The following is a 26,210-nucleotide window of genomic DNA, read 5'->3' on the forward strand; positions in this document are numbered from 1 at the left end:
TGGCCGCCCTTGCCACAGGCAGGCAAAGGCGTTACCTCACCAAAAAAGCCCAACAAAAACGGGACGTCCCGGAGCCGACCGATGACCTACGTCGTGACCGACAATTGCATAAAATGCAAATACATGGACTGCATCGAGGTCTGTCCGGTCGACTGTTTCTACGAAGGCGAGAACATGCTCGTCATCCATCCCGACGAGTGCATCGACTGCGGCGTCTGCGAACCGGAGTGCCCGGCCGACGCGATCAAGCCCGATACGGAACCGGGCCTTGAAAAATGGCTGCAGGTGAACACCGAATACGCCGAGAAATGGCCCAACATCACCGCCAAGAAAGAGCCACCGGCAGACGCCAAAACCTTCGATGGCGAGGCCGGCAAGTTCGAGAAATATTTCTCCGCCGAGCCCGGCGAAGGCGACTGACGGTCGCGCCGGCTCGGCCGGCATGACGCTGCGTAACGGACATGAGACACCAACTGTCTTGACAGGCGGCGATGGCCCTTTGCCTTCGCTAATGCAGCAAAACCTTGATTCTTCCGACTTTTTGTGTTACATCAGCCAAACATGCCGGTGACACAACATCGATTTATGGCGCAAACGCCCCAAATCACTGAAAGGTGAACTTTTCAATCCGGACCAGAGCGATCTGGGGCAGGCGCTCGCGTTATCGCGGTTTGCCGGTCCCGGCTTTTCCGGTGGTTCATCTGTTGTGCGGCTAACGGTCGGCCACCCCGATCGCGCGAAGTTTCAGCCGGCGCCGCCATGCCGGCGCTACAACAAGGAGTTCAGGGCGTATGGCACCGATCACCCCGCAGAAGAAGTCCACCGCAGCGCGTCACGGTTTCAAGACCGGCGAGTTCATCGTCTATCCGGCGCACGGCGTCGGCCAGATCGTGTCGATCGACGAGCAGGAGGTGGCAGGCCACAAGCTGGAACTCTTCGTCATCGACTTCCAGAAGGACAAGATGCGCCTGAAGGTGCCGGTCGCCAAGGCGACCTCGATCGGCATGCGCAAGCTGTCGGAAGAGGACTATGTCGACCGCGCGCTAAAGGTGGTGCAGGGCCGTGCCCGCATCAAGCGCACCATGTGGTCGCGCCGCGCCCAGGAGTATGACGCGAAGATCAATTCTGGCGACCTGATCTCGATCTCGGAAGTTGTGCGCGACCTCTACCGCGCCGACAACCAGCCGGAGCAGTCTTATTCCGAGCGCCAGCTTTACGAGGCGGCACTCGACCGCATGGCTCGCGAGATCGCGGCCGTCAACCGCATGTCGGAGACCGAAGCGGTGCGCCTCATCGAGGTGAACCTCAACAAGGGTCCGAAGCGCGGCGCCAAGGCCGACAACGAGGAATCCGAGCAGGAAGAAGCTGCCTGAACTTTTCGCTCTTCACAAGTTTACGGAAAACCCGGCCTCGCGCCGGGTTTTTTATTGGGACTCGCCCGCCTCCTGCCTCAGCGTGGCGATGAATCGTTTGGTCCGCTCGCGCTCCGGGGTGCTGAACACCACAGAAGCCGGGCCCTTCTCGACGACGACACCGGCGTCGAGAAAGACCACTTCCTGCGCGATCTTGGAAGCGAGCCTGAGATCATGTGTCGCCATCACCATGGTCGTGCCTTCGCTGGCGAGCTGGCCAAGCACGTCGACCACTTCCTGCGCCAGTTCCGGGTCGAGCGCCGAGGTCGGTTCGTCGCAGAGCAGCACCTTCGGCGACGGCGCAAGCGCCCGGGCGATCGCCACCCGCTGCTGCTGGCCACCCGACAGCGTCGCCGGCCAGGCATCGGTCTTGTGCGCCATGCCGACCTTCTCGAGCAGGGCCATCGCCCGTTCGCGCGCCCTATCAACCGGCCATTTCAGCACCGTCACCAATCCTTCCATGACGTTCTCGATGGCGCTGCGGTGCGGAAACAGCTGGAAGTTTTGGAACACCATGCCGGTCTGCAGCCGCAGGCGCCGAATATCCCTTGTGGCGACCTTGATGCCCGGGCGGAATTCCAGCGTCTCGTCACCAATGCGCACCGTGCCGGAGGTCGGGAGCTCCAGCAGGTTGATGCAGCGCAGAAGCGTGCTCTTGCCGCCGCCTGAGGGGCCGACAAGGGCAGTGACGCTGCCCTCCTCGATGGCGACGGTGACACCCTTCAGCACAAGATTGTCGCCAAAGCGCTTCTCGATATTGGTGAGGCCGATCATGCGCGCGCCTCCAGGAAACCGCCATAGCGGTTGAGCCTGGCCTCCAGCCGCGTCTGCAGCGCCGACAGCACAGAGCTCAGCGCCAGATAGAGCGCCGCCGCCTCGACATAGAGGATCAGCGGCTCATAGGTGGTGGCGACGATGCGCTGCGCCGCCTGGAACATTTCCGGCACGGTGATGGCGGCGGCCAGCGACGTATCCTTGACCAGCGAGATGAAGGTGTTGGACAGCGGCGGCACCGCGACGCGTCCGGCTTGCGGAAGGATCGTGCGCCGCATCGCCTGGCTCCAGCTCATGCCAATCGAATAGGCCGCCTCCCACTGCCCCTTCGGCACCGAACCGATGGCGGCGCGGATGATCTCCGACGTGTAGGCGCCGATGTTGAGCGTGAAGCCGATCAACGCGGCGGGAAAGGCGTCGAGCAATATGCCGACCGACGGCAGGCCGTAGAAGATCAAAAACAGCTGCACCAGCAGCGGCGTCCCGCGAAAAATCCAGACATAGAAACGGGCCACGGCAACCAACGGCCTCGGGCCAAACAGCCTGATCAGCGCCGTGGCCAATCCGGCAGCGAGGCCGAAGGCGAACGACAGCAGCGTCAACGGCACGGTGAAGATCAGCGCCGCCCACAACAGCGTCGGCAAGGAGTCCAGCATCAGTTGCAGCCAGTGCGGCACAGAAAGGCCTCCTTGCCAGATCATCTACGGCGCATCAGCCGATATCCGTCGAGGCACGGACACAGGGACTGGATATCACGCGAAAACCGGCGAGCCGTCAAAGACGACTCGCCGCAACATGTGGAAAGCAGGCCGGTATCGGCCCGCTCGTGAAAAGAGCACTTACTTCGAGACGTCCTGGCCGAAATAGGAGTCGGCGATCTTCTTGTAGGTGCCGTCGGCCTTCATGTCGGCCAGCGCCTTGTTGATGGCGGCGACCAGTTCCGGATCGCCCTTGCGCACGATCACGCCGGAATAGTCGGCGTTCTCTTCCTGCGCCGCGATCTTCACATTGGCGTCGGGCTTGTGCTTCTTGAAGTCGAGGAAGGACAGGCTGTCATTGATGGTGGCGTCGGCGCGGCCGGTGAGCAGCAGCTGGATCGACTGGTCGAAGCCATCCGTGCCGACAAGCTCGGCGCCGTTGGTCTCGGCGAGCTTGCCAAAATTGGACGTCAGCGACTGCGCCGACTTCTTGCCCTTGAGATCGGCGAAACTCTTGATGTCGGTGTTGTCGCCACGCACGATCAGCACCGCCTTGGAGGCAATGTAGGGGTCGGAGAAGTCGTACTTGGCCTTGCGCGCATCGGTGATGCCGACCTCGTTGATGACGGCGTCATAGCGGTTGGCGTCGAGGCCGGCGATCAGCCCGTCCCACTTGCCTTCGAGGAATTCGACTTTCACGCCGAGCTTGTCAGCGATCGCCTTGGCGATCTCGACGTCGAAGCCGACCAGCGCGCCGGAAGCGTCATGGTAGGTGAAGGGCGCATAGGTGCCTTCCGTGCCGACCTTGATCACGCCGGCCTGCTTGATCTGGTCGAGGTTGGCGCCAGCATGGCCTGATGTAACCGCCAGAACCTGCAGCGTTCCAGCGACGATGAGCGAAGTGAGCCATTTCATTTTTCTGTGATCCCGTCTTGGCCGGTTGGTCGGCACTTTGTGAAGGGCTGGAAACTGGCAGATGCATCTCGGCAAAATAAGGAATCGGATTTCAAAGATAGGTCATTCCAGAAATCCCATTCTCAAAATCTGCGCCGATGAATGCGAAGCTAAGCTTCGCCGCGCCCGCTTCGCCCCACTCCGTTCAACCGCAGGACGACCGCGCCCGGGAACATTCCCCGGCGTGGCGAGTTTCGCTGTTGTAGGGCGCGGCGCCGACATTTCAACCGCAGCGCCGGCGAGATCGTGGTGGCCAGTCCGTCGGCAAGGCCCGGGAACAGGAGCGCGGCATGATCGAAGACACGGCAGGACGAACCATGGTCCGCGCGGCGATGAAGGCTCCTTATCTCGAGCGCGAGGAGGAGCATCTTCTGGCGTTGCGCTGGAAAGAAGACAACGACCAGCAGGCGCTGCACCGGATCACGGTCGCGCATATGCGGCTGGTCATTTCCATGGCCTCGCGGTTTCGCCACTACGGCCTGCCGCTCGGCGACCTGATCCAGGAGGGCCATGTCGGCCTGCTGGAGGCCGCGGCGCGCTTCGAGCCGGACCGCGAGGTGCGGTTTTCGACTTACGCGACATGGTGGATTCGCGCTTCGATGCAGGACTACATCCTGCGCAACTGGTCGATCGTGCGCGGCGGCACCAGCTCGGCGCAAAAGGCTCTGTTCTTCAACCTGCGGCGCCTGCGCGCCCGGCTGGCGAACGGTGCCGAGCCGATCTCCAACGCCTCGCTCTACCGCGAAGTTTCCGTCGCGCTCGGCGTCTCCGAGGCCGACGTCGCAATGATGGATTCCCGCCTCTCGGCACCCGACTCTTCGCTCAACGCGCCGCTTGCCGATGATGGCGGCACGGCCGAGCGCATGGATTTCCTGATTTCGGACGATCCCTTGCCGGATGAAATTGTCGGTGACACGATCGATATCGAACGCCGCTCACTATGGCTCAAGGCAGCGCTCGGCGCGCTCAATGCCCGCGAACTCAGGATCATCGAGCAGCGCCGTCTGACCGACGAGGGCGCGACGCTGGAATCGCTCGGCGAAGCGCTTGGCATCTCCAAGGAACGTGTCCGCCAGATCGAAGCGCGCGCCATGGAAAAGCTCAAGGTTGCGCTGGTCGAGCAGAACCCCGAATTCATGGCGACAGCGGCTTGAGCCTTGCCGTCCTGAACCTTACCTATCTGTGACGATCTTGACCTTGTCGCCGGTCGAAACCGCGGCGCCCGGCGACATCGCGTTGAGCACCCTAAACAGGTCGAGCTTGCGGTCGACGCCGACCATCTGCGCGGCGAGCGAACCCATGGTCTGCCCGGTCTGCACCGTGACGACGCGGATATGCAGCGGCTTCAGCGCCGCCTTTTCGGCCGCGCTGAGGATGCGGAACGAGCCGCTGACCGAGCGCGCCACCGGCTCCAGCGTGGTGCTGGCCGAGGGTGCCGCCGTCAACAGACGGTAGACCTGGCCGCCGGCGCGGATCACCGCGATGTCGAACTGCCAGCCGTCGGCGCCGGCATGCGCTGTCGCCGCCTCGTTGCCGTTGATGGTTTCCTGCTTCACGCTCGCATCGTCGAGACCGGCCACCCAGCCGCTGCGGATATAGTCGGTCAGCGGGCGATTCTTGTCGATCGCAACGCCATCGAAGCGGATCGCCATGTCGCCCGGGCCGGTCGCCGTCACGGCGGCGGCCGAATTGTCGATGACGAAGCCGTCGGGCACGGTGAACGACACGCCGAGGCCAGGATGCAGGAAGGTCTGGCCGCGCACATAGCCTTCTTCCGGCGTATCGCCGTAAAGCAGGCCGTCTACGCCGGCGAGGAACGCATCGCGGTCGCGCGTGCCCACGCCCGGCGGGCCGAACTGGCGGGCATGCCGCTGTGCCAGGTCGATGCGCTGCGGTGTGTTGGGGTGCGTCGCCAGGAAGTCGAGGCTGGCATCGGTGGCGCCGCTGATCGAGCGGAAATCGGTATAGGCCGACATCGACTGCAGGAAGCGGCCGGCGGCGTAGGGATCGTAACCCGCCTCGCCGACCGACTTGATGCCGATGGCATCGGCCTCGAGTTCCTGATTGCGCGAGAACTGCGCAAGCCTGAGCTTGCCGCGGATGAGTGCGGCCTTGGCGGTCGGGCTGTCGCCGAGCACATCGGACACGACCTTGGTCGCCAGCCCTTCCTCGGCCTCCAACTGCTGCCGCTGCAGGCCGTGATTGGCGGTGACGTGGCCCATCTCATGCGCGATGACGGCGGCAAGCTCGGCCGAATCATTGGCCAGCGCCAACAGGCCGCGCGTGACGTAGAGATAGCCGCCGGGCAGCGCGAACGCGTTGACGTTGGGCGAATTGAGGATGGTGATGCGATAGGTCTGGGTCGGATTGGCCGATACCACCGTCAGGCTGCCAACCACCTTGGCCACCATACGCTCGAGCTTGGGATCGGAATATTCGCCGCCATAGGTGGCAAGGATGCGCGGATGCTGCGCCTTCGCCATCTCGGCGAGCTTGCTGTTGGCAACGACATTGTCGACGGTGACGGGTCTGTCGGACGGCTGGAAACCGGATTCCTCCACATCCGGCGGCGTGAACATCTGGCAGCTTGCCAGCGCCACGGCCAAGCCGGCCAGCGCAAGGAACCGCGCCAGCGGCTTCGTCAACAGTCTGTCCTTGCCGGTCGGCAGATCGGCGTCCCTTCTGTTCTTTGCGGCAAATCACGGCCTATGCCGGACCAGTATGGCCGGACCTAGCCACACTCCTCCGGTCAAGGCAAGCAAACGCCGCATCGTCCAAACCCGGTTTGGCCGTAAATTATGTCCGCTTCCGGGCAATATCTCGTGATCCGGCGTTGACCGGACCCGAGCCGATATAGCGCCGGAAGGCTTCCGGTCCAGAGCCGTCGAAGAAATCGGCCGCCGTCCCCGCCTCGGCCACCGTACCATTGTCGAGAAACACCATGTTCTGGCCGATGCGGCGCGCATCTTCCGGCTGGTGGGTGACGAACAGCACCGTCATCTTCCGCTCGGCATGGACACTGGCCAGCAGATCCAGCATGTCGTCGCGCAAGGCCGGTCCGAGCGAGGCGAATGGCTCGTCGAGCAGAAGCACCGGCCGGTCGCGAACCAGCACACGGGCGAGTGCGACGCGCTGCCGCTCGCCGCCGGAGAGCTCGCGCGGCAAGCGACTTTCCTTGCCGGCAAGGCCGACGCGCTGCAGCGCCCCGGCGATCGCCTCGCGGTCGACGTCGGTCAGGCTGAGCGACGGCGAACGGCCGAGCCCGACATTGCGCTCCACCGAGAGATGGGCAAACAGATTGTTTTCCTGGAACACCATCGACACCGGCCGGGCCGAAGGCGGAGCGGCGCTGACATCGGCTTCGCCGATCAGCACGCGGCCCGACCCTGGCGCCTCGAAACCAGCAACGAGATTGAGCAGCGTCGATTTTCCGGAGCCGCTTGGCCCCATGATCGCGGTGATCCTGGAAGCGGCAAACTGGACATTGAAGAGAAACGACGCCTCGCCGTAGCTGAACGAAACATTGTCTAGCCGCACTGCTGCCCCGTGTTTTACGTCGGCGCCATCATGGGTGGGCGTCATGCTCGTTCTCCGCGCCCCAGCCGGTCCGCGACAAGCACGAGCGCCAGGCAAACCATGCCGAGCAGCAAGGCCAGGCCGGCGGCGTCCGCAGTCCGGTAACTGCCCATGCGCGCCAACAAAAGATAAGGCAAGGTCTGCACCGAATCGCTGCCGAACAGCGCGATCACACCGAGGTCGCCGAGCGACAGCGCCATGGCGAAGGCGAAGGCTGTGGCCAGAGGCCGCCGGAGCGACGGCCAGTCGACCCGAATGAGCCGGCTCCAGCCTGAGATGCCAAGTTGCGCGCAAAGCCTTTCGTGGCGTTCGCTCGCCGCATCATAGGCGGGACGCACAGCGCGGATGGCGAAGGGCATCGCCATCACCGCGTTGACGGCAACGACCATGACAGGGGCGACGGCAAAGACGTCGCTGACCCTGCGCAGCAGCAGGAACCAGCCGGCGCCGACGACGATGGGCGGCACGACCAGCACGAAACCGGCGCCGGTGTCGGCGGCATGTTCGAGCAGCGTCCGAGGACCGGCGCCGCGCATCAGCGCGAGTGCCCGCCGCGCCATGATGAGTGACAGCGACAGCGCCACCGCAAGCACCGCCGACAGCAAGGCAAGCACGACGCTGGTCAGCGTCGCCTGTCGCACGGCAGCCTCGCCCGCCAGCCGGCCGAGATCGGCGCCAAGGCCGGCTGCCAGCGTGGCTGCCATCGGCCCGGCGACGAACAGCAAAGCCAGACCGATCAAGGTTGCGTTCAACGCTGTCTCGGCCGTGCCGGCGGAAAGATACCGGCGCGGCGCCACCGGTAGATTGGCATCGCCAGCCGTGTTGGCGCCGAGCCGCATCAAGGCCAGCACGACCACGAAGGTGAGCGCGATCTGCAGAAATGTTAGCGTTACGGCCCGCGCGGGATCGAAATCGAAGCGCAGCGCTTGGTAGATGGCGACCTCCAGCGTCGTGGCGGCCGGCCCGCCGCCCAGCGTCAGCACGATGGTGAAGGAGGTGATGCAGAGCATGAAGACAAGCCCGGCAATGCCCGGCAATGCCGCGCGCAGCGCCGGCCATTCGATCAGCCGGAAGGCCGGTTTTGCTCCCATCCCGAGTTGGCTCGCCAGCCGCCATTGGTTGGCAGGCACTGTCCCCAGCACTTCGAGGAACAGCCTTGTGGCCAAAGGCAGATTGAAGAAGACATGGGCAATGAGGATGCCTGACAGCCCGTAGATGCCAGGCCAATTCTCGCTGCCGAGCATACCGGCGAAATAGCCGGCATTGCCGTAGAGCGCCAGGATGCCGAGCGCCGCGACGATCGCCGGCAGCGCCAGCGGCAGGGCGAAGAGCTGCAGGATCAGGCCGCGGCCGGGGAAGCGCGGGTGCCGCGACAGGGCGCGCGCCACGAACAGCGCCGGAACGACGGAAAGCAGCGTCGAGAGCGCCGCTTGCCATAGCGTGAAGCGGGCGACACGCAGGAGATAGGGATCGAAGGCCGACGCGGCACCGGAGAGGTCGCGCGCGCCTTCGAGGATGAGCCCCGCGAACGCGCCGCCGATTAGCAGCGCTATTGCCGCAAGCGCGACGATGCCGGCGGTGACACGAGAATCGGTCGAACGCGCCGGCACCATCCCGACCCCTATTTGCTCATCACCGCCAGCCATTCGTCGACCCAGGCCTTGCGGTTGGCGGCGACCTCCTCAGGGCTGAAAAGCAAGGTCTTGGTCGGCTTGACCAGCTTGTCGAAGGCCGGGTTTAGCGGCTTGTCGGTTTTACCGGCCGGAAACATCCAGTTGGTCTCGGGAATGACATTCTGAAACTTCGGCCCGGTCATGAAGGCCATGAACTTTTCCGACAGCGGGTTCTTGGCGCCCGTCGTGGTGATGCCAGCCACCTCGATCTGCAGATACTCGCCTTCCTCGAAGGACGCCGCCTGGTAGCGCTCGCTGTTCTCGGCGACCATGTGGTAGGCCGGCGACGTCGTGTAGGACAGCACCATCGGCGCTTCGCCCTTGGTGAACAGGCCATAGGCCTCGCTCCAGCCCGGTGTCACCGTCAGCACTTTCGACTTGAGCTTGGCCCAGGCCTCCGGCGCCTTGTCGCCATAGACCGACTTGACCCAGAGCAGCAGGCCGAGGCCCGGCGTCGAGGTGCGCGGATCCTGGATGACGATCTTGTCGGCGGCATCCCCCTCGACCAGTTCCTTCAGGCTCTTCGGCGGCGTCTTCAGCTTTTCGGTGTCGTAGACGACGGCGAAATAGCCATAGTCGAAGGGCACGAAGGTGTCGTCGCTCCAGCCGCCCGGCACGTTGATGTCGGACACCGCGCCATGCGGCGCGAACAGGCCGGTGGCCTTGGCTTCGACCGTCAGATTGGTGTCGAGGCCGAGCACGATGTCGGCTTTGGTCGAGGCTCCTTCGAGCTTGACGCGGTTGAGCAGCGCCACGCCGTCGGCCACCGAGACGAAGTCGAGGGTGCAGCCGCACTCGGCCTCGAATTCCTTTTTCACCGCCGGCCCCGGCCCCCACTCGGCGGTGAAGCTCTCATAGGTGTAGACGGTGAGCTTGTCCTGCGCCGACGCGGGTGCCGCGACAGCCACGGTGATTGCTGAGATAAGCGAGCATAAAAGCGTGCGCATCGGCGCCTCCTTCGTTCGTGTTGAAAGGAATTGAGGCGTCGGGTTGTCCGAAACGTCTAATCCCTCCGCCGGTACAAACCGGATCAGGTTCAGCGGGTTGGCTGGTTTGCCTCTCAGCCGGTCCGCGAAGATCGCGTCCGGCACCCCGTTAGAGCGTTTCGACACATAGGCCCGGCCGATCAGCCGCGCAAGCGGAACTTTGCCGGGCATCCAATGCATGTTGCCCAAAGACTCGACGCACTTAAGGCGCGGCCTTCCGTTTCGCAGGCAGGGCTGGTAAGGGCCACGAGATATGAGCACATTCACCATCCTGCTTGGCGGCGATCTCATCCGCACGCCGTTGCTCGACCGCCAGGTCGAAGGCACGCGCGTCATCGCCGCCGACGCCGGCATCGGCCATGCCCGGCTTCTGGGGGTGACGCCGGAACTCTGGGTCGGCGATTTCGATTCCGTGCCGGCGGATTTGCCCGACGATCTGGCCGCCGTGCCGCGTCAGATTTTCCCGGCCGAAAAGGACCAGACCGACGGCGAACTGGCGATATCGGCCGCACTCGAGCGCGGCGCCACCAGCCTGATACTTGCCGGCGCCTTCGGCGGCAAGCGCGCCGACCATGCCTTCCTGCACCTGGCCCTCGCGGTGCGCCTGGCCGAAGGCGGGATGGAAATGCTTTTGACCAGCGGCGCGCAGGAAGGCATTCCGCTTTTGCCGGGAATGGCCGGTTTCGATTATGCCGACGGCACGCTGTTTTCGGTGCTTGGCTTCTCCGACCTTGCCGGCCTCAGCGTCACCGGCGCCAAATGGCCGCTCGACCATGTCGAAGTTGCGTTCGGCTCGTCGCTGACCATTTCCAACGAGGTCAAGGGCCGGCTCGAAATCGCCTTGGGCAGCGGCCGTGCGCTGCTGCTTGCCCACCCCTACCCCTTGCCTGAAAGCTGATCATGGCTCCGCCGCTTCTCAATCTCGACGGAATCAAGCTCACCTTCGGCGGCACGCCGCTGCTTGACGGCGCCGAACTCAGCGCCTCGGCCGGCGACAAGATCGCCTTGGTCGGCCGCAATGGCTCGGGCAAGTCGACGCTGCTGAAGATCGCCGCCGGGCTGATCGAGCCGCAGGACGGCGAAGTGTTCCGCCAACCTTCGGCGACCGTGCGCTATCTGCCGCAAATGCCCGACATGGACGATTTCGCCAACGTTCGCACCTATGTCGAAGCGGGACTGGGGCCCGCCGACGATCCCTACCGCGCCACCTATCTGATGGAACACCTTGGCCTCACCGGCGAGGAGAAGCCGAACGATCTCTCCGGCGGCGAGGCGCGCCGCGCAGCCCTTGCTCGCGTCATGGCGCCCGAGCCTGACATCTTGCTGCTTGATGAGCCGACTAACCATCTCGACCTGTCGGTGATCGAGTGGCTGGAGGAGGAGCTTGCCCGCACCTCGTCGGCGCTGATCCTCATCTCGCACGACCGCCGTTTTCTCGAGCGCGTCTCGCGCGCCACCGTCTGGCTCGACCGTGGCCAGACTCGCCGGCTGGACAAGGGTTTTGGCCATTTCGAGGAGTGGCGCGACCAGGTTCTGGAAGAGGAAGAGCGCGAGCAGCACAAGCTCGGCCGCCAGATCGTGCGCGAGGAGCATTGGCTGCGCTACGGCGTGACGGCGCGGCGCAAGCGCAACATGCGCCGGCTTGGCGAGCTGCAAACCATGCGCCAGCGCTTTCGCGGCCATCGCGGCGCCGAAGGCACGGCAACGCTGGTGGCCAGCGATGCCGCCGAATCCGGCAAGCTAGTGATCGAGGCCAAGAACATCGAAAAGAGTTTCGGCGACCTCACCGTGGTCAAGGGATTTTCGACCCGCATCCAGCGCGGTGATCGCGTTGGCCTTGTCGGACCGAACGGCGCCGGCAAGACGACGCTCTTGAAGATGCTGACCGGCGAACTAGCACCGGATGCCGGCTCGGTCCGGCTCGGCGTCAATCTGGAGATCGCCACGCTCGACCAGAAGCGCGAGGCCGTCGACCCGGCCGAGACGCTGGCGCATTATCTCACCGACGGGCGCGGCGAGAGCCTCGTCATCAATGGCGAGCAGCGCCATGTCGTCTCCTACATGAAGGACTTTCTGTTCAAGGCCGAACAGGCGCGCACGCCGGTGCGTGAGCTTTCGGGCGGCGAGCGGGCACGGCTGCTGCTCGCCCGCGTTCTGGCGCGGCCGGCGAACCTGCTGGTGCTCGATGAGCCGACCAACGATCTCGACATGGAGACGCTGGAACTGCTGCAGGAACTGGTTGCCGGCTTTGCCGGCACAGTCATCCTGGTCAGCCACGACCGCGATTTCCTCGACCGCACGGTGACCAGCGTGATCGCGCCGGACGGCGGCGGCCGCTGGATCGAATATGCCGGCGGCTATTCCGACATGCTGGCGCAGCGCGGCGGCACCAAGCTGGAAGACCGCAAGGTAAGGCCGAAGGCGGAGGCCGGTGAGGCGGCCGTGGCCGGCAGGGCCGAGATTGCTGCTGCCCCGAAGGGCCCGGCGAAAAAACTATCGTTCAAGCAGAAATTCGCCCTGGAATCGCTGCCGAAGAAAATCGAGGCGGTGACCGCATCGATTTCCAGGCTGGAGAACAACATCGCCGATCCCGCCTATTACGAACGCGATCCGGCCTCGTTCCAGAAGACCATTGCCGCCCTCGACAAGGAGCGCTCCACGCTGGCCGCGCTCGAGGAGGAGTGGCTGGAACTGGAGATGCTGCGCGAGGAGATGGAAGGATAGACTTCTACCTTCCCTGATTGGCCGCCGTCACAGGCAGGCATCGCAGATCGCGGCGATGTGCCTTGCGTCCGTACCGCAGCAGCCGCCGAGCACGCCGATGTGGCCGAAACGGTCGCGCATCGCGCGATAGCGCCGGCCGAGGTCGACCGGATCGCCAGGATCGAGCTCGGTCGCCGCGTCGAGCTCGGCATGGCTCCTGGCGGACGCGTTGGCGCGCACGCCGCGAATGCGGCCCACCCAGCCTCCGTCGCCGGCAAGAACGGCGTCGAAATGGCTGGGGTGCGCACAGTTGATCATGAAATAGGCCGGTGCACCGTCGGTTTCGTCGTCAACGGTTTCGATGGCTTCTTTCAGGCTCTCGCCGGAAGGCAGGCGCCCATCGGTCTCGACAGTAAAGGAAATCACCGACGGAAGGCCTGATGCCATTGCGGCGCAGGCTATTCCGGCCGCCTCGTGCGAATAGGTCATGGTGATGGCGCTGACCATATCGGCGCCAGCGTCGCGGAATGCCTTGATCTGGTCGATGTGATAGTTTTCAGCTTCCGCCGTCGTCATGACCGCATCGACCCGGTAGCCGTCGCCGCGCGGTCCGACCACCCCATTCACAAGGACGACCATCCCACGCGCGGCGTAAGGCGCACCGAGCGCCCGTGCCCACGAGACAGCGTGCCGGTTGGTGGCCGACAGCGCCTTGTCCGAATAGCCGAGCTTCCCGCCCCAGTCCGGATTGGCGCGCCATGTCGGCGTGTCGAGCACGAAGCCGACGCCGCGCTGTTCGGCGATATCCAGAAACTGGCGAAAATAGCGAGCGAGCCTGTCTTGGCCTTCTTCCTCGCCTAGCAGGGGAAAGGCGGCAAAGAACGGCAGATCGAGCCCATCCATGAAGACGAGCGACGTTTCGAGGCCGCCATCCGTCAGGAGAACGGTTTCGCCCAGCTCACGAAGATCAATCTTCGCATTGGTCATCGCCGTGCCCGGTTTCGGCCTGCCGTTTGTGTGAGTATAGCATCTGGGGGCAAGTTCGCCCATGTCCCTGGCAAGCAAGCTCGTGCGCGCACGCGATCAGACATCGCATCGCCATTGCCGCGGCGCGCAAATGCGCATAGATTATGCGCATGTTGCGGAGAGTCACCATGCGCAAGCTAGCCTCGAACGCGATCCGCCAACCGGCGAACCTGTCGATCGATTCCAATCTCATGAAGGAAGCCAAGGGGCTGGACGTCAATGTCTCGCGCGCCGCGGAAGCCGGTATCGCCGAAGCGGTGGCTGCCGAAAAGACGCGGCTGTGGAAGCTGGAGAACCGCGCCACGATGGAGGCGTGGAATGAATACGCCGAAAAGCAAGGAATACCGCTGGAAGAGTACCGGCAATTCTGATGGCCCGCTATGATGTCTTCGCGGGTCGCGTCGAAGGCAGCTATTTGCTGAACGTGCAGTCCGATCTGCTCGACCACCTCAAGACACGAGTGGTGATCCCCCTTCTCCCGATCCAGACCGCACCGCCGGCGATTCGAAAACTGCATCCCATCGTCGAGATCAATGGCCGAAAGCTGCTTGTGGCCACCCATCTGATCGCCACGGTTCCGATCAGCGAACTGGGTGAAATCAGGTTGAACATCACCAAGCATCACGACGACATCGTCGGCGCGCTCGACATGCTGTTCCAGGGTTTTTGAATTGTCGGGCCGAGCCTTGCTCAGCCCGACGTCTTGGCCTGCCAGGCTTTCAGCGCCTCGTCGAACACCTTCTCGCCGGGGATGCCCTTTTCCATGGTGAGCAGCGCCCGCCGTCCGGTCTTGTAGACCACCGGCACGTCGATCCAGTCCTGGCCACGTAGCAGGGTCAGGTTGGCGTCCTCGTCGGCCTTGGTGTCGTTGAGCGCGACAAGGAAGAAGCCGTCGGCGATCTTGGCCGGAATGCCGATCAGCGGGCTGCCGGCATCCTGCTCCGAGCTCTTCATGGCGATGCGCAGGATGTTGTCGACGCCGCCGCCGTCAAAGCCTTCCGGCGTCAGGAAGATCATCTCGATAATGTGGCTGGCCGGCAGCGTCTGGTCGGTGTTGCGCCTGATCGTCATGCGCAGCTGGATGTCCTTGCCCGGAATGGTTGCTTCGGCGCGGATCGCCGGCTCAGGCGGCAGGTCACCGCCGGGCGATTCCTGCACCAGCGACCAGACGATGTTGCCGGGCTCGGCCGAGCCTTGCGCGGTGCTGGTGCGTTCTTCGTAGAAGATCGCTTTCTGGCCGACCGGCAGCGCTGTCTCGGCGGGTGCGGCCGCCGGCGCGGCCGGTGTGGTGCCGGCCGCCGGCGCAGGCAGAGCGGGGGCAGTCGCGTCAGCCGGTGCTGCGGGCGGCGCCGCACCGTCGGCTGGCGGCGTTGTTGCGGGCGCAGGCGGAGCGGGGGCAGTCGCGTCAGCCGGTGCTGCGGGCGGCGCGGCACCGTCGGCTGGCGGCGTTGTTGCGGGCGCGGGCACTGCGGGAGCGCCTCCGGCTGCAGCAGGTTGACCGGCTGGCGCGGGCGTCGGAGCGGCCGAAGGTGGCGTGGCCGGTGGTGGCGTGGCCGGCGGCGGCGTGGTCAACGCAGCGACGGATTCGCCTTCGCCTATGCCGCTTTGCCCGGCGGCCGGACCGGGATCGGTCTCCTTGCCCTCGGGTGTCAGGCGCTGGGTGAACTTGGTTGTCTCGGCGGTGTCGGTGGCGCCCGCCGCCGGCGGTGCCGCCGCGGCATCGGCCGCCGGCTTGGCCGGGGCCGCCGGTTTCACCAGCGGCTCGGTGGTGACGGTCTTCGACCCGCCAGGGCCGAACATCGAGCCGAACGCGTCCTTGTTCAGCCAGATGCCGTACCCGCCGCCGGCAATCACCAGCAGCACGGCGGCGGTCGCGATCAGCCCGCCATAGCTGCGTTTGCGCACGGCGGGGCGCAAGCGCTGGAAGGTGTCCTCCGCCGCCGGTTGCTCGTCATTGGCAAAGACGTCATCCTGGTCGTTCGGCGCCTGTGCGTCCATCCCCGGAAGGCGGGTATCGGCATTGTCGAATGGCGGCGTCTGCGGCGCCTTCTGCCAACTCGGCTCTGCCTTAGCGGCAGGCGGCGCCGGCTGGAAGGTCTCCGACTTGGCGGGTTCCGGCTTGGCCATAGGCGGCGGCGGCCAGGTCGGTTCCGTCTTTGCCGGTTGCCGTGTGTGGCTCGGCTGGTTCTTGTTGCGGTCTATGGACGAGAAGATGTGCTCCAGCTCCGCCAAAGGGTCGGCGGCAGGCACGCTCTTGGCATAGTTCCGCTCGACGCTGGAAATGGCATCTTCAAGCGTGCGCTTCTGCTGGTCGGCGACCGACGGAGCCAAAGGCGGAACGTGATCGGCAAGCTTCTTCGCGATCGTCGCCCGGGCCTTGTCGTAGACCCTCGCCCGAATCTCCGGCGTGTTCTCACCGAGACCGTCGATCGTCTTTTTCAGAACAGCAACGAAATCTGCCATGCGTCAGTCGACCTGTATTTTGTTCCCGGACCGGCCGCGCAAATCAGCCGCAATGCCCGGAAAGGCTCAGAAACTAGTCTTGAAACGGATCGGTCACAAGTATCGTATCGTCCCGTTCCGGGCTGGTGGAAAGGAGTGCTACCGGCGCGCCGATCAGCTCTTCGATGTAACGGACATATTTGACTGCCTGGGCCGGCAGATCGTTCCAGCTGCGCGCACCGGCAGTGGTGCCTTTCCAGCCCTCCAACGTCTCGTAGACCGGTTCGACCCGGGCCTGCGCGCCCTGGCTGGCGGGCAGATAGTCGATCATCTCGCCGTCGAGGCGGTAGCCGGTGCAGACCTTGATCTCGTCCAGGCCATCGAGCACGTCCAGCTTGGTCAGTGCGATGCCCTTGATGCCGTTGACGGCGACCGCCTGCCTGACCAGCACGGCGTCGAACCAGCCGCAGCGGCGCTTGCGGCCGGTGACGACGCCGAATTCATGGCCGCGCGTGCCGAGGAATTCGCCGATCTCGTTCTTCTGTTCGGTCGGGAACGGACCCTCGCCGACACGCGTCGTATAGGCCTTGGTGATGCCGAGCACATAGCCGATGGCGCCGGGACCGACGCCGGCGCCGGCAGCAGCCTGGCCGGCCACGGTGTTGGACGAGGTGACGAACGGATAGGTGCCGTGGTCGATGTCGAGCAGCGTGCCTTGCGCGCCCTCGAACAGGATGCGTTCGCCAGCGCGGCGCCGGTCGTCGAGAACCTTCCAGACCCGGTCCATATAGGGCAGGATTTCGTCAGCGACCGAAGTCAGCTCGCCCATGATCGCGTCATGCGTGACCTCGGCATGGCCGAGCCCGCGGCGCAGCGCATTGTGGTGCGTCAGCAGCCTGTCGACCTTCAAGGGAAGTGTTTCCAAATCCGCCAGATCCATCACCCTGACCGCGCGCCGGCCCACCTTGTCCTCGTAGGCGGGGCCGATGCCGCGGCGGGTCGTGCCAATCTTCGTTCCGGAATTGGAGGCGGCGTCCTCGCGGAATCCGTCCAGCTCCCGGTGCAGCGACAGGATAAGCGCGGTGTTTTCGGCTATTTTCAGGCGATCCGGCGTCACCTCCACGCCCTGCGCCTTCAGTTTCGCCACCTCGGCGACAAAGGCGTGCGGGTCGAAGACCACGCCATTGCCGATGATCGACAGCTTGCCTTGCCGCACCACGCCGGACGGCAGCAGCGACAGTTTGTAGACCTTGCCGTCGACGACCAGCGTGTGGCCGGCATTGTGGCCGCCCTGGAAGCGCACGACAACGTCCGCCCGTTCCGACAGCCAGTCGACGATCTTGCCCTTGCCTTCGTCGCCCCACTGCGAGCCGACGACCACCACATTGGCCATGTTTCTTTTCCCTTGAGATGCCGACTGGCGGCTTGAAACGACAGGCCTCTATAGCGTCAAGAGCAGGCCGATGCGACCATTCTTTGCCGCTGGAAACGGCCTGAGGCACAACAATTTTCGCCTTCCGCATCATTTACTTGGGCGAGCCGCCGCAAAAACAGAAAGGCGCGGACGGAGCCGCGCCTTCGATAAAGCTTTCCTGGAATCAGGTCAGGCGCTGCCGACGTCGAACCGCAGCCGCTTGGCCGAGTCGATCGACTTGTGCGCCCGCACCTGTTCCAGCACCTTTTCCGGGAACGGCGCATCGAGATAGAGCAGCGCGATGGCATCGCCGCCGGGCCGGTTGCGGCCAAGCTGGAAGTTGGCGATGTTGACGCCATTTTCGCCGCACACCGTGCCGAGCAGGCCGATGATGCCGGGCGCGTCGGCATTGGTCGTGTAGAGCATATGCTGGCCGACTTCGGCGTCGAGATTGATGCCTTTGATCTGGATGAAGCGCGGTTTGCCGTCGGAGAAGCAGGTGCCGGCGATCGAGCGCGTCCTGTGCTCGGTCTTGACCGTCAGCTTGATATAGCCGTCGAACACGCCCGACTTGTCGCGCTTGACCTCGGCGACGATGATGCCGCGCTCCTTCACCATGATCGGCGCCGACACCATGTTGACGTCGGAGACCTGCGGCCGGATCAGGCCGGCAAGGGCGGCGCTGATCAGCGCGCGCGTGTTCATCGTCGCTGTCGAGCCGTCGAACAGGATCTCGACCTCCTTGATCGGATCCTCGGTGACCTGGCCGACAAAGGCGCCGAGCACTTCGGCGAGCTTGACGAAAGGCTTCAGCCTCGGCGCTTCCTCGGCGCTGATCGACGGCATGTTGATGGCGTTGGAAACGGCGCCCTTGATCAGGTAGTCGGCCATCTGTTCGGCCACCTGCAGCGCGACGTTCTCCTGCGCTTCCGTGGTCGAGGCGCCGAGATGCGGCGTCGCCACGACATTGTGCATGCCGAACAGCTCATTCCTCTCCGCCGGTTCGACCTCGAACACGTCGATGCCGGCGCCGGCCACTTTGCCGCTCTTCAGCGCCGCCACCAGATCGGCCTCGACGATCAGGCCGCCGCGCGCGCAATTGATGATGCGCACGCCGTCCTTCATCTTGGCGATCGCCGACGCGTCGATGATGTTGCGCGTCTTGTCGGTCAGCGGCGTGTGCAGCGTGATGAAATCGGCGCGGGCGAACAGCTCGTCCAGTTCGACCTTCACGACGCCAAGTTCTTCCGCACGGCTGTCCGACAGGAACGGGTCGAAGGCGATGACATGCATCTTCAGGCCGACGCCGCGCGTGGCGACGATGGAACCGATATTGCCGCAGCCGATCACGCCGAGCGTCTTGCCCGTGATCTCGATGCCCATGAACCGGTTCTTCTCCCATTTGCCGGCATGGGTGGAGGCATTGGCCTCCGGGATCTGGCGCGCCAGCGCGAAGATCATGGCAACCGCATGCTCGGCGGTGGTGATCGAATTGCCGAAGGGCGTGTTCATCACGATGATGCCCTTGCGGCTCGCCGCCGGGATGTCGACATTGTCGACGCCGATGCCGGCGCGGCCGACGACCTTCAATTTGGTAGCGGCATTGATCAGCTTTTCCGTGACCTTGGTCGCCGAACGGATGGCGAGCCCATCATACTGGCCGATCACTTCGGCGAGCTTTTCCTTGTCCTTGCCGAGATCCGGCAAATAGTCGACCTCGACCCCTCGGTCCTTGAAGATCTGCACTGCGGTGGTGGAAAGTTTGTCTGAGACGAGAACGCGGGGCGCCATGGCGGCCTCCTTGAAAATGGGATTGATCCGTACGGGAATCGGCGGCCCGAAGGCCGCCGCGCAATGAACTCAGGCCGCCGCTTTCAGCGACGCCTTTTGCATGGCAAAGGCCCAGTCGAGCCAGGGCAGCAGTGCTTCGAGATCGGAGGTCTCGACCGTCGCGCCGCACCAGATGCGCAGACCGGGCGGTGCGTCGCGATAGGCACCGGTGTCGTAGCCGACGCCTTCCTTGTCGAGCATCGACACCAGTCCCTTGGCGAACACCGCCTGGCCGTCGGCGTCGAGTGCCGCGACATCCGGATCGGTGAAGGACAGACAGACGGAGGTGTTCGACCGCGTCGCCGGCTCCACGGCCAGGTGTCCGAGCCACGAGGATTTGGCAACGAAGCGATCGAGCACCGCGGCATTGGCGTCGGCACGGGCGATCAGGGCCTCGAGGCCGCCGATCGACTTCGCCCACTGCAGCGCGTCCAGATAATCCTCGACGCACAGCATCGACGGCGTGTTGATGGTCTCGCCCTTGAAGATGCCTTCGATCAGCTTGCCGCCCGAGGTGAGGCGGAAGATCTTCGGCAGCGGCCAGGCCGGCTTGTAGGCCTCCAGCCGCTCGACCGCGCGGGGCGACAGGATCAGCATGCCATGCGCGCCCTCGCCGCCCAGCACCTTCTGCCAGGAGAAGGTGACGACATCGAGTTTTTCGAAATCGAGCCTTTGCGCGAAGGCTGCCGACGTCGCGTCGCAGATGGTCAGGCCCCGGCGTTCGGCCGGAATGAACTCGCCGTTCGGCACCCGCACGCCCGATGTCGTACCGTTCCACGTGAAGACCACGTCGCGGTCGAAGTCGATCTTGGCCAGCTCAGGCAGTTCGCCGTAGCCGGCTTCGATCTTGCGCACATCCGCGAGCTTCAGCTGCTTGACCACGTCGGTGACCCAGCCGGAACCGAAGCTCTCCCAGGCGACCATGTCGACGCCGCGCTCGCCGAGCAGCGACCACAGCGCCATCTCGACCGCGCCGGTGTCCGACGCCGGCACGATGCCGATGCGGTAATCCGCTGGTACCTGGAGGATCTCGCGCGTCAGCTCGATCGCTTGTTCGAGCTTGGTCTTGCCGATCTTGGCGCGGTGGGAACGTCCGAGCGCGGCATTCTGGAGTGCCTCGACTGACCAGCCGGGGCGCTTTGCGCAGGGACCTGAGGAGAAATTGGGGTTTGCCGGACGGAGTCCGGGCTTCGTAAGCGTCGTCATCGTGGTCTATCCTTCCAGATAGTGGCCCCTCGTTGGGGAGGGGTGGCCCACGGACGGCGATATGCGTTCAGGCTTCCGGCGTCAAGAGGAAAGTTTTTGTCGCTGGCAGGATACTGGCCGGGTGAGATGAGAGAAAGCCAAGGCTGCAAATGCAAAACGGCGGACCGAAGATCCGCCGTCCCGTTGTCGATCTGGCAATCCTACCAGAGATCGTAGCGCAACCCAACCTTGACGCTCTGATAGTCGACGCCCTCATGGATGTTGAAGGCGCCGCCGTCATAGGCGACGTATTTGGCACCGGGGATCGCGAAGTATTCGTATCCCAGGTCGACCGAAACATTCTTCGTGACTTGGTAGGACAAGCCGGCAGCGAGCGCATAAGCGAGATCGTAGCTGCCCTTCGAGGCAACCGCGCCGGCGTAGCCCGCGGGATCATCGCAGTTGAATTGATCGACGGTCTGGATACCGCCGGCTGTGTTGGTGGTGGTCGTTTCGGTGCAATCGCGCTGGCCGATCGCCCTGCTGTATTTGCTGTAGACGACGCCAAGGCCGCCACCGATATACGGCGTCAGCCCGACATAGGTGCCGAGATCGATATAGCCGTTCGCCATCAGGCTGTAGGCCTTGTTGTTCGCAATGTTCGAGCCATTGCAAGGTGCCGAAGCCGCGGCGTTGGTTTGATCGATAACGATCCCGGTATTGACGTCGGTTCGAGTTGTGGTGATCGAGCCGTCGCATGTGGTGACGAAATTGTCGCCGAACCTGTTGGTGGGCAGGATGCCGAAGTTGAGGTCGGCGCGCAGATAGTCATTGAAATGGTAGCCCATGCCGACGCTGCCCTCGAACAGGCTGCTCTTGGAGGTGAACCCGGCAGGGGTCTCTTCGTGGTCGAATGGATGGCTGAAGGCGTAGCCGATATCGCCGCGCAGATACCATCCCGAACCGACCTCGACCGGCACATAGTCGGGTGCCTGGTCGACATAGATGGGCGGATCGTAGTCGGCAGACGACGCCTGCGTCACCGGCATCAGCATGATTGCCGCAAGCGCCAGCGCTATACGCGATTTGAGTACCATGGTCCCCGGGCTCCCGAACTTGGCGCGCATTGCAATCGCACGCGCCGTTTCAGGGAGCATTGTTAACCATAGTGGTTAAGTGCCGGTTAAGGATAACAGAGCGTTAGCGAATTGATTTCGGCAGGGTTTTGACTGGAGCATGAAACCCGCTGAAGGTCGGGCGGCAGAAAGCGATCCGGTCTTTGCTTCGCTGATCTTCGGTTCCGAAAAAGTCGGACAGGAGTGAAGCAGCACAAACGAAAACCGCCCGGCAGGGCCGGGCGGTTGGCGAAGCTTGAAATAGAGGCGCTTACTTGGTGTAGACCGGCTCCGGCACATAGGGCTCCGGCGGAGGAGCGCAGTCGGACCGGCCGAACTGGTAGCGCAGGCCACCGCGCACTTCATGCACGTTGATGCCATGGTCGTAGCCCGGGCCGACATTGCTGTCCGAAGCGTATTCGAACATCTTGCCGCCATTGATGTGGCTGTAGCGATAGCCGACATCGAGCTTGACCTGGTCGGTCAGGCAGTAGGAAGCGCCGGCCATGAGGGCATAGGCAAAGCGCCAGCCCTTGCCGCCCGTGTGTTCGAAGGAGCCGTCGAGGTCGGTATTGTGTAGCGTATCCCACTTGACCCAGGCACCGCCGATGCCGGCGCCGACATAGGGCGTCACACCGTGCCAGGTGCCGATGTCGACATAGGCGTTGGCCAGCAGCAGCATCGCCGAATAGGACGAAGTGTCGGTCGAAGTACAGGCCACCGTGCCGCCGGTGCAGAAGCCGTTCGTCGATCCGCGGAAATCAGACTTGCCCATCCAGTCGAAGGTCAGGTCTGTGCGGAAGTACCGATTGACCTGATAACCGACACCGGCGCCGGCCGAGAAAGCGCCCTTCAGCGAACCGCTGGCAAAAGACCCAGGATTCTGGGGCGCTGTTCCACTGTAGGTGGTATAGTCGCCACCGCCGAACTCCGACCAATGGTAGTCGATGTCGCCGCGAATGTACCAGCCGCCAAAATCGGCCGGTTCCTGATAGGCCACTGGCGGCGGCGCCTGCTCGACCACGGGCGGTTCCACGAAATCGGCGGCGAAGACCGGTCCGGCCACGCCCGCCAACAGCGCGGCGAACAGTGCCATTCTTGCTGTATTGAACATGCTTGTCACCCCTAAGAAGCCTCGGAACGACGTATCCGCCCGAATGTGATTGACCTCGGCGTGGATAATGAATTGCAAAGGTTAAAAGGCGTTTAACCGTATTGATTAACCACGAATCTATAGAATTTTAGAAGTAGAGCATTTTCCCCAAGCAGCAGGGTGTTCCGGCAAGCACAAAAGGCCCGCCTGAAGGCGGGCCTTTGCAACTCTGGAACAGGTAGTTTTCGCGCCGCGCCCTTCTCGGACGCGCCAGGTGTCAGGCGGCGCTGCGGGTCTCGGAAATGATGCCGACGATGTCGTTGACGACCGCCTCGACCAACTGCGGATCGTCGCCCTCGGCCATGACGCGAATGAGCGGCTCGGTGCCGGAAGGACGGATGACCAGTCGCCCGGCCTTGCCCAGGCGGTGACGGGCATCCTCGATCGCCGCCTTGACCGGCGCCTCCTCAAGCGGCTTGCCGCCGGCGATACGCACATTCTTCAAAAGCTGCGGCACCGGCTCGAACTTCTTCGACAGTTCGCTGACCGGCCGGTTCTGCCGCTTGATGCAGGCCAGCACCTGCAGCGCCGAGACCAGGCCGTCGCCCGTGGTCGAGAAGTCGGAGAGCACGATGTGGCCCGATTGCTCGCCGCCGACATTGAGGCCATGCGCGCGCATATGCTCGACGACATAGCGGTCGCCCACCTTGGTGCGGTGCAGTTGCAGTTTCATGTCGCCGAGGAAGCGTTCGAGGCCGAGATTGGACATCACCGTCGAAACCACGCCGCCGCCGGCCAACCGGCCGCTCTGGTGCCAGGACTCGGCGATCAGCGCCATGATCTGGTCGCCGTCGACGATCGTGCCGTTCTCGTCGACGATGACGACGCGGTCGGCATCGCCGTCGAGCGCGATGCCGATATCTGCGCGCACCTCGTGCACCTTCTTCTGCAGGCCGGCCGGATGGGTCGAACCGCATTCCTTGTTGATGTTGAAGCCGTTGGGCTCGACATTGATGGCCACGACCTCGGCGCCGAGTTCCCACAGCGCCTCGGGCGCCACCTTGTAGGCGGCGCCATTGGCGCAATCGACGACGATCCTGAGACCCGACAGCGACATCGAGCGCGGCAAGGTACGCTTGGCGAATTCGATATAGCGGTCATGCACGCCGTCGACGCGCTTGGCACGGCCAAGCCCGTCGGAATCGGCAAGCGCCAGTTCGATATCCTTGTCGAGCATGCCTTCGATGCGCTCCTCGATCTCGTCGGAGAGCTTGTAGCCATCGGGGCCGAACAGCTTGATGCCGTTGTCATAATAGGGGTTGTGCGAGGCCGAGATCATCACGCCGATGTCGGCGCGCAGCGAACGCACCAGCATGGCAACCGCGGGCGTCGGAATGGGACCGAGCAGGAACACGTCCATGCCGGCGGCGCACAGGCCCGACACCATCGCGTTCTCGATCATGTAGCCGGAAAGCCTGGTGTCCTTGCCGAGTACGACGCGGTGGCGGTGGCTGCCGCGCTGGAACGACAGGCCGGCGGCCATGCCGACCCGCATGGCGATCTCCGCCGTCATCGGAAATTTGTTGGCGCGTCCGCGAATGCCGTCGGTGCCGAAATACTGCCCTGCCATACCTGCCTTGGTCCCCGTCGATTTTCAGCCGTCCGTATTGCCACAATTGGGCTGCGTCCGAACATCACATTTCGTGATTATGTATTACGATTCCTTAGAAAATCATTGTCGCGTGCAGTTCAAGCGATTCGACAGTCTACCACGATGACACTGTCTCGCCGCAATAAACCAGTCGCGGCGGGCGGAACTGGGAGGATTCGCCAGGCAACTCTTTTGCCCCGGCGGCCTTGGTCCGCAACGATTTCATCATCTTGTCGGGAGAACGCAATTTGCGGCGGCGCCCGCGCCAGTTAGCATCTGGCGCAACCACCCGTTGAGAGCTATTGATTCCGCAAAGGGACAAACTTGGGCGGCAGCAACGGAGAAACGCCATGCTCATCCACCGACTTGCAATACTGACGGGCCTTGCCGTCACAACTCTGTTCCTGGCGGCTCCGGCCAACGCGCTGACCATGGCCGAGTGTAGCACCAAGTATAACGCAGCCAAGGATGCGGGAACACTTGGCGGACAGACGTGGAACCAGTTCCGCAAGGCCGAGTGCGGCACCGAAGCGGCGGCGACGACCGACACCAAGCCGGCCAAGAAGACAACCAAGACCGACACCAAGGCGGCTGCTGCCAGTGACGACGATGCGGCCAAAGGCCTGACGGCGAAGGAATGCAGCACCAAGTACCAGGCCGCCAAGGCCGCCGGCACGCTGAACGGCATGAAGTGGAACGATTTCCGCAAGACCGAATGCGCCGCCGGCGCCACGGCCGCGGCCGAGCCCGCCAAGGCGACGACCAAAGCCGCCGCGGCCAGTGACGACGATGCGGCCAAGGGCCTGACGGCGAAGGAATGCAGCACCAAGTACCAGGCCGCCAAGGCCGCCGGCACGCTGAACGGCATGAAGTGGAACGATTTCCGCAAGACCGAATGCGCCGCCGGCGCAACGGCCGCGGCCGAGCCCGCCAAGGCGACGACCAAAGCCGCCGCGGCCAGTGACGACGATGCGGCCAAGGGTCTGACGGCGAAGGAATGCAGCACCAAGTACCAGGCCGCCAAGGCCGCCGGCACGCTGAACGGCATGAAGTGGAACGACTTCCGCAAGACCGAATGCGCCGCCGGCGCAACGGCCGCAGCCGAGCCCGCCAAGGCAACGACGAAGGCAGCTGCCGAAGACGGCAAGGGCCTGAGCATGGCCGATTGCAGCGCCAAGTATCAGGCGGCCAAGGCAAGCAACTCGCTGGGCGGCAAGAAGTGGAACGACTTCCGCAAGAGCGAGTGCGGTGCATCCGCCTCCGACGACGACACCGTGCCGGCCGCCGACGAGGCGACCTACACCAGCGATCCGCAAAAGCCGACGGTTGCGGCCCCCGGGGGCGTAAAATTCCCGACGGCGATCTCGAAGAAGTTTGCCGGCGAGGCCCCGGGCAAGGGCCGCATGCACACCTGCCTCGAACGGTACTATGCCAACAAGGACGCCAACACATTGGGCGGCCTGAAGTGGATCCAGAAGGGCGGCGGCTTCTACAGCCTCTGCAACGCCAAGCTGAAGAGCTGATAGCGTAGTAATATTCCCAACGACGAGGGCCCGCGCACCAGCAAGGTGCGCGGGCCTTTTTGCTGGACGACCTCGGGAGAGGTCATGTCTACGCTGCAAGGATGCGCTTTCGGCGACGCTGCCAATCTCCCCCCTTGTGGGGGAGATTGGTCGTC

At 64.0% G+C, this 26,210-nt stretch carries 23 protein-coding genes and 1 riboswitch; of the genes, 8 read left to right on the forward strand and 15 right to left on the reverse strand.

What is annotated here, in order from left to right:
• The first annotated feature begins 81 nt into the window (after window positions 1-81).
• Together fdxA and D3227_RS07780 are read left to right on the forward strand one after the other, a co-directional pair.
• The gene (fdxA, locus tag D3227_RS07775; protein WP_006202440.1) at window positions 82-420 is read left to right on the forward strand and encodes a ferredoxin FdxA; all 339 of its coding nucleotides are present in this window, start codon (window positions 82-84) and stop codon (window positions 418-420) included.
• 371 nt (window positions 421-791) lie between these two features.
• On the forward strand, window positions 792-1,373 hold the full coding sequence (locus D3227_RS07780) for a CarD family transcriptional regulator (RefSeq protein ID WP_120013525.1): 582 nt from the start codon (window positions 792-794) through the stop codon (window positions 1,371-1,373).
• 51 nt (window positions 1,374-1,424) lie between these two features.
• Here the strand turns inward: D3227_RS07780 and D3227_RS07785 are convergent, their stop codons facing one another.
• The 3 genes from D3227_RS07785 to D3227_RS07795 form a co-directional block, all read right to left on the reverse strand.
• Entirely contained in the window at window positions 1,425-2,186 is a 762-nt protein-coding gene (locus D3227_RS07785) for an amino acid ABC transporter ATP-binding protein (RefSeq protein WP_120013526.1), read from the reverse strand.
• A complete protein-coding gene (locus tag D3227_RS07790; protein WP_120013620.1) occupies window positions 2,183-2,863 on the reverse strand; it encodes an amino acid ABC transporter permease in 681 nt (226 codons plus the stop codon). Before D3227_RS07790 ends, D3227_RS07785 begins: the two co-directional genes overlap by 4 nt.
• Before the next feature lie 162 nt (window positions 2,864-3,025).
• Window positions 3,026-3,799 (reverse strand): amino acid ABC transporter substrate-binding protein, encoded by a 774-nt coding sequence (locus D3227_RS07795; RefSeq protein ID WP_120013527.1) that lies wholly within the window; start codon window positions 3,797-3,799, stop codon window positions 3,026-3,028.
• Window positions 3,800-4,128: 329 nt separating this feature from the next.
• Here D3227_RS07795 and D3227_RS07800 point away from each other — a divergent pair, with 329 nt between their 5' ends.
• Entirely contained in the window at window positions 4,129-4,992 is an 864-nt protein-coding gene (locus tag D3227_RS07800; protein WP_120013528.1) for an RNA polymerase factor sigma-32, read from the forward strand.
• An 18-nt stretch (window positions 4,993-5,010) separates the two neighbouring features.
• Here D3227_RS07800 and D3227_RS07805 read toward each other — a convergent pair whose 3' ends face one another.
• The 4 genes from D3227_RS07805 to thiB all read right to left on the reverse strand — a co-directional run bounded on the left by D3227_RS07805 (window position 5,011) and on the right by thiB (window position 10,034).
• Window positions 5,011-6,417: a M48 family metalloprotease gene (locus tag D3227_RS07805; RefSeq protein WP_425374485.1), complete on the reverse strand. Its 1,407-nt coding sequence runs from the start codon at window positions 6,415-6,417 to the stop codon at window positions 5,011-5,013.
• Window positions 6,418-6,634: 217 nt separating this feature from the next.
• Window positions 6,635-7,420 carry a thiamine ABC transporter ATP-binding protein gene (gene thiQ / locus D3227_RS07810; protein WP_120013530.1) on the reverse strand — a complete coding sequence of 262 codons (786 nt, stop codon included), beginning with the start codon at window positions 7,418-7,420 and terminating at the stop codon, window positions 6,635-6,637.
• Window positions 7,417-9,027 (reverse strand): thiamine/thiamine pyrophosphate ABC transporter permease, encoded by a 1,611-nt coding sequence (gene thiP, locus D3227_RS07815; RefSeq protein WP_120013531.1) that lies wholly within the window; start codon window positions 9,025-9,027, stop codon window positions 7,417-7,419. Before thiP ends, thiQ begins: the two co-directional genes overlap by 4 nt.
• Before the next feature lie 8 nt (window positions 9,028-9,035).
• Complete coding sequence (gene thiB / locus D3227_RS07820; RefSeq protein WP_120013532.1) at window positions 9,036-10,034, reverse strand: thiamine ABC transporter substrate binding subunit; 999 nt, start codon at window positions 10,032-10,034, stop codon at window positions 9,036-9,038.
• A 43-nt stretch (window positions 10,035-10,077) separates the two neighbouring features.
• Window positions 10,078-10,192: riboswitch (TPP riboswitch) on the reverse strand.
• Between the two features lie 134 nt (window positions 10,193-10,326).
• Here thiB and D3227_RS07825 point away from each other — a divergent pair.
• Both D3227_RS07825 and D3227_RS07830 read left to right on the forward strand, forming a co-directional pair.
• Window positions 10,327-10,971 carry a thiamine diphosphokinase gene (locus tag D3227_RS07825; RefSeq protein ID WP_120013533.1) on the forward strand — a complete coding sequence of 215 codons (645 nt, stop codon included), beginning with the start codon at window positions 10,327-10,329 and terminating at the stop codon, window positions 10,969-10,971.
• A 2-nt stretch (window positions 10,972-10,973) separates the two neighbouring features.
• Window positions 10,974-12,797: an ABC-F family ATP-binding cassette domain-containing protein gene (locus D3227_RS07830; protein WP_120013534.1), complete on the forward strand. Its 1,824-nt coding sequence runs from the start codon at window positions 10,974-10,976 to the stop codon at window positions 12,795-12,797.
• A 27-nt stretch (window positions 12,798-12,824) separates the two neighbouring features.
• Here the strand turns inward: D3227_RS07830 and D3227_RS07835 are convergent, their stop codons facing one another.
• Window positions 12,825-13,763 (reverse strand): homocysteine S-methyltransferase family protein, encoded by a 939-nt coding sequence (locus D3227_RS07835; RefSeq protein ID WP_120013621.1) that lies wholly within the window; start codon window positions 13,761-13,763, stop codon window positions 12,825-12,827.
• A 167-nt stretch (window positions 13,764-13,930) separates the two neighbouring features.
• Between D3227_RS07835 and D3227_RS07840 the strand changes: the two genes are divergently transcribed.
• Both D3227_RS07840 and D3227_RS07845 read left to right on the forward strand, forming a co-directional pair.
• Complete coding sequence (locus tag D3227_RS07840) at window positions 13,931-14,173, forward strand: type II toxin-antitoxin system CcdA family antitoxin (protein ID WP_120013622.1); 243 nt, start codon at window positions 13,931-13,933, stop codon at window positions 14,171-14,173.
• Window positions 14,173-14,472: a CcdB family protein gene (locus D3227_RS07845; RefSeq protein ID WP_120013535.1), complete on the forward strand. Its 300-nt coding sequence runs from the start codon at window positions 14,173-14,175 to the stop codon at window positions 14,470-14,472. Before D3227_RS07840 ends, D3227_RS07845 begins: the two co-directional genes overlap by 1 nt.
• A gap of 20 nt (window positions 14,473-14,492) precedes the next feature.
• On the opposite strand, the gene D3227_RS07850 is transcribed toward D3227_RS07845, so the two are convergent.
• The 7 genes from D3227_RS07850 to glmM form a co-directional block, all read right to left on the reverse strand.
• The gene (locus D3227_RS07850) at window positions 14,493-16,265 is read right to left on the reverse strand and encodes a hypothetical protein (protein ID WP_120013536.1); all 1,773 of its coding nucleotides are present in this window, start codon (window positions 16,263-16,265) and stop codon (window positions 14,493-14,495) included.
• 73 nt (window positions 16,266-16,338) lie between these two features.
• Window positions 16,339-17,637: an adenylosuccinate synthase gene (locus tag D3227_RS07855; protein WP_120013537.1), complete on the reverse strand. Its 1,299-nt coding sequence runs from the start codon at window positions 17,635-17,637 to the stop codon at window positions 16,339-16,341.
• A 210-nt stretch (window positions 17,638-17,847) separates the two neighbouring features.
• The gene (serA, locus tag D3227_RS07860; RefSeq protein ID WP_120013538.1) at window positions 17,848-19,449 is read right to left on the reverse strand and encodes a phosphoglycerate dehydrogenase; all 1,602 of its coding nucleotides are present in this window, start codon (window positions 19,447-19,449) and stop codon (window positions 17,848-17,850) included.
• Window positions 19,450-19,518: 69 nt separating this feature from the next.
• Window positions 19,519-20,694, reverse strand: a complete 1,176-nt coding sequence (locus tag D3227_RS07865; protein WP_120013539.1) for a phosphoserine transaminase — start codon at window positions 20,692-20,694, stop codon at window positions 19,519-19,521.
• A gap of 200 nt (window positions 20,695-20,894) precedes the next feature.
• On the reverse strand, window positions 20,895-21,770 hold the full coding sequence (locus tag D3227_RS07870) for an outer membrane protein (RefSeq protein WP_120013540.1): 876 nt from the start codon (window positions 21,768-21,770) through the stop codon (window positions 20,895-20,897).
• A 289-nt stretch (window positions 21,771-22,059) separates the two neighbouring features.
• Window positions 22,060-22,902 carry an outer membrane protein gene (locus tag D3227_RS07875; protein ID WP_120013541.1) on the reverse strand — a complete coding sequence of 281 codons (843 nt, stop codon included), beginning with the start codon at window positions 22,900-22,902 and terminating at the stop codon, window positions 22,060-22,062.
• A 256-nt stretch (window positions 22,903-23,158) separates the two neighbouring features.
• Window positions 23,159-24,511 carry a phosphoglucosamine mutase gene (gene glmM / locus D3227_RS07880; protein ID WP_006202419.1) on the reverse strand — a complete coding sequence of 451 codons (1,353 nt, stop codon included), beginning with the start codon at window positions 24,509-24,511 and terminating at the stop codon, window positions 23,159-23,161.
• Between the two features lie 887 nt (window positions 24,512-25,398).
• Between glmM and D3227_RS42590 the strand changes: the two genes are divergently transcribed.
• The gene (locus D3227_RS42590) at window positions 25,399-26,055 is read left to right on the forward strand and encodes a hypothetical protein (RefSeq protein ID WP_425374486.1); all 657 of its coding nucleotides are present in this window, start codon (window positions 25,399-25,401) and stop codon (window positions 26,053-26,055) included.
• Window positions 26,056-26,210 lie beyond the last annotated feature (155 nt).

This window comes from Mesorhizobium waimense (assembly GCF_003601975.1).
GTDB lineage: Bacteria > Pseudomonadota > Alphaproteobacteria > Rhizobiales > Rhizobiaceae > Mesorhizobium > Mesorhizobium waimense.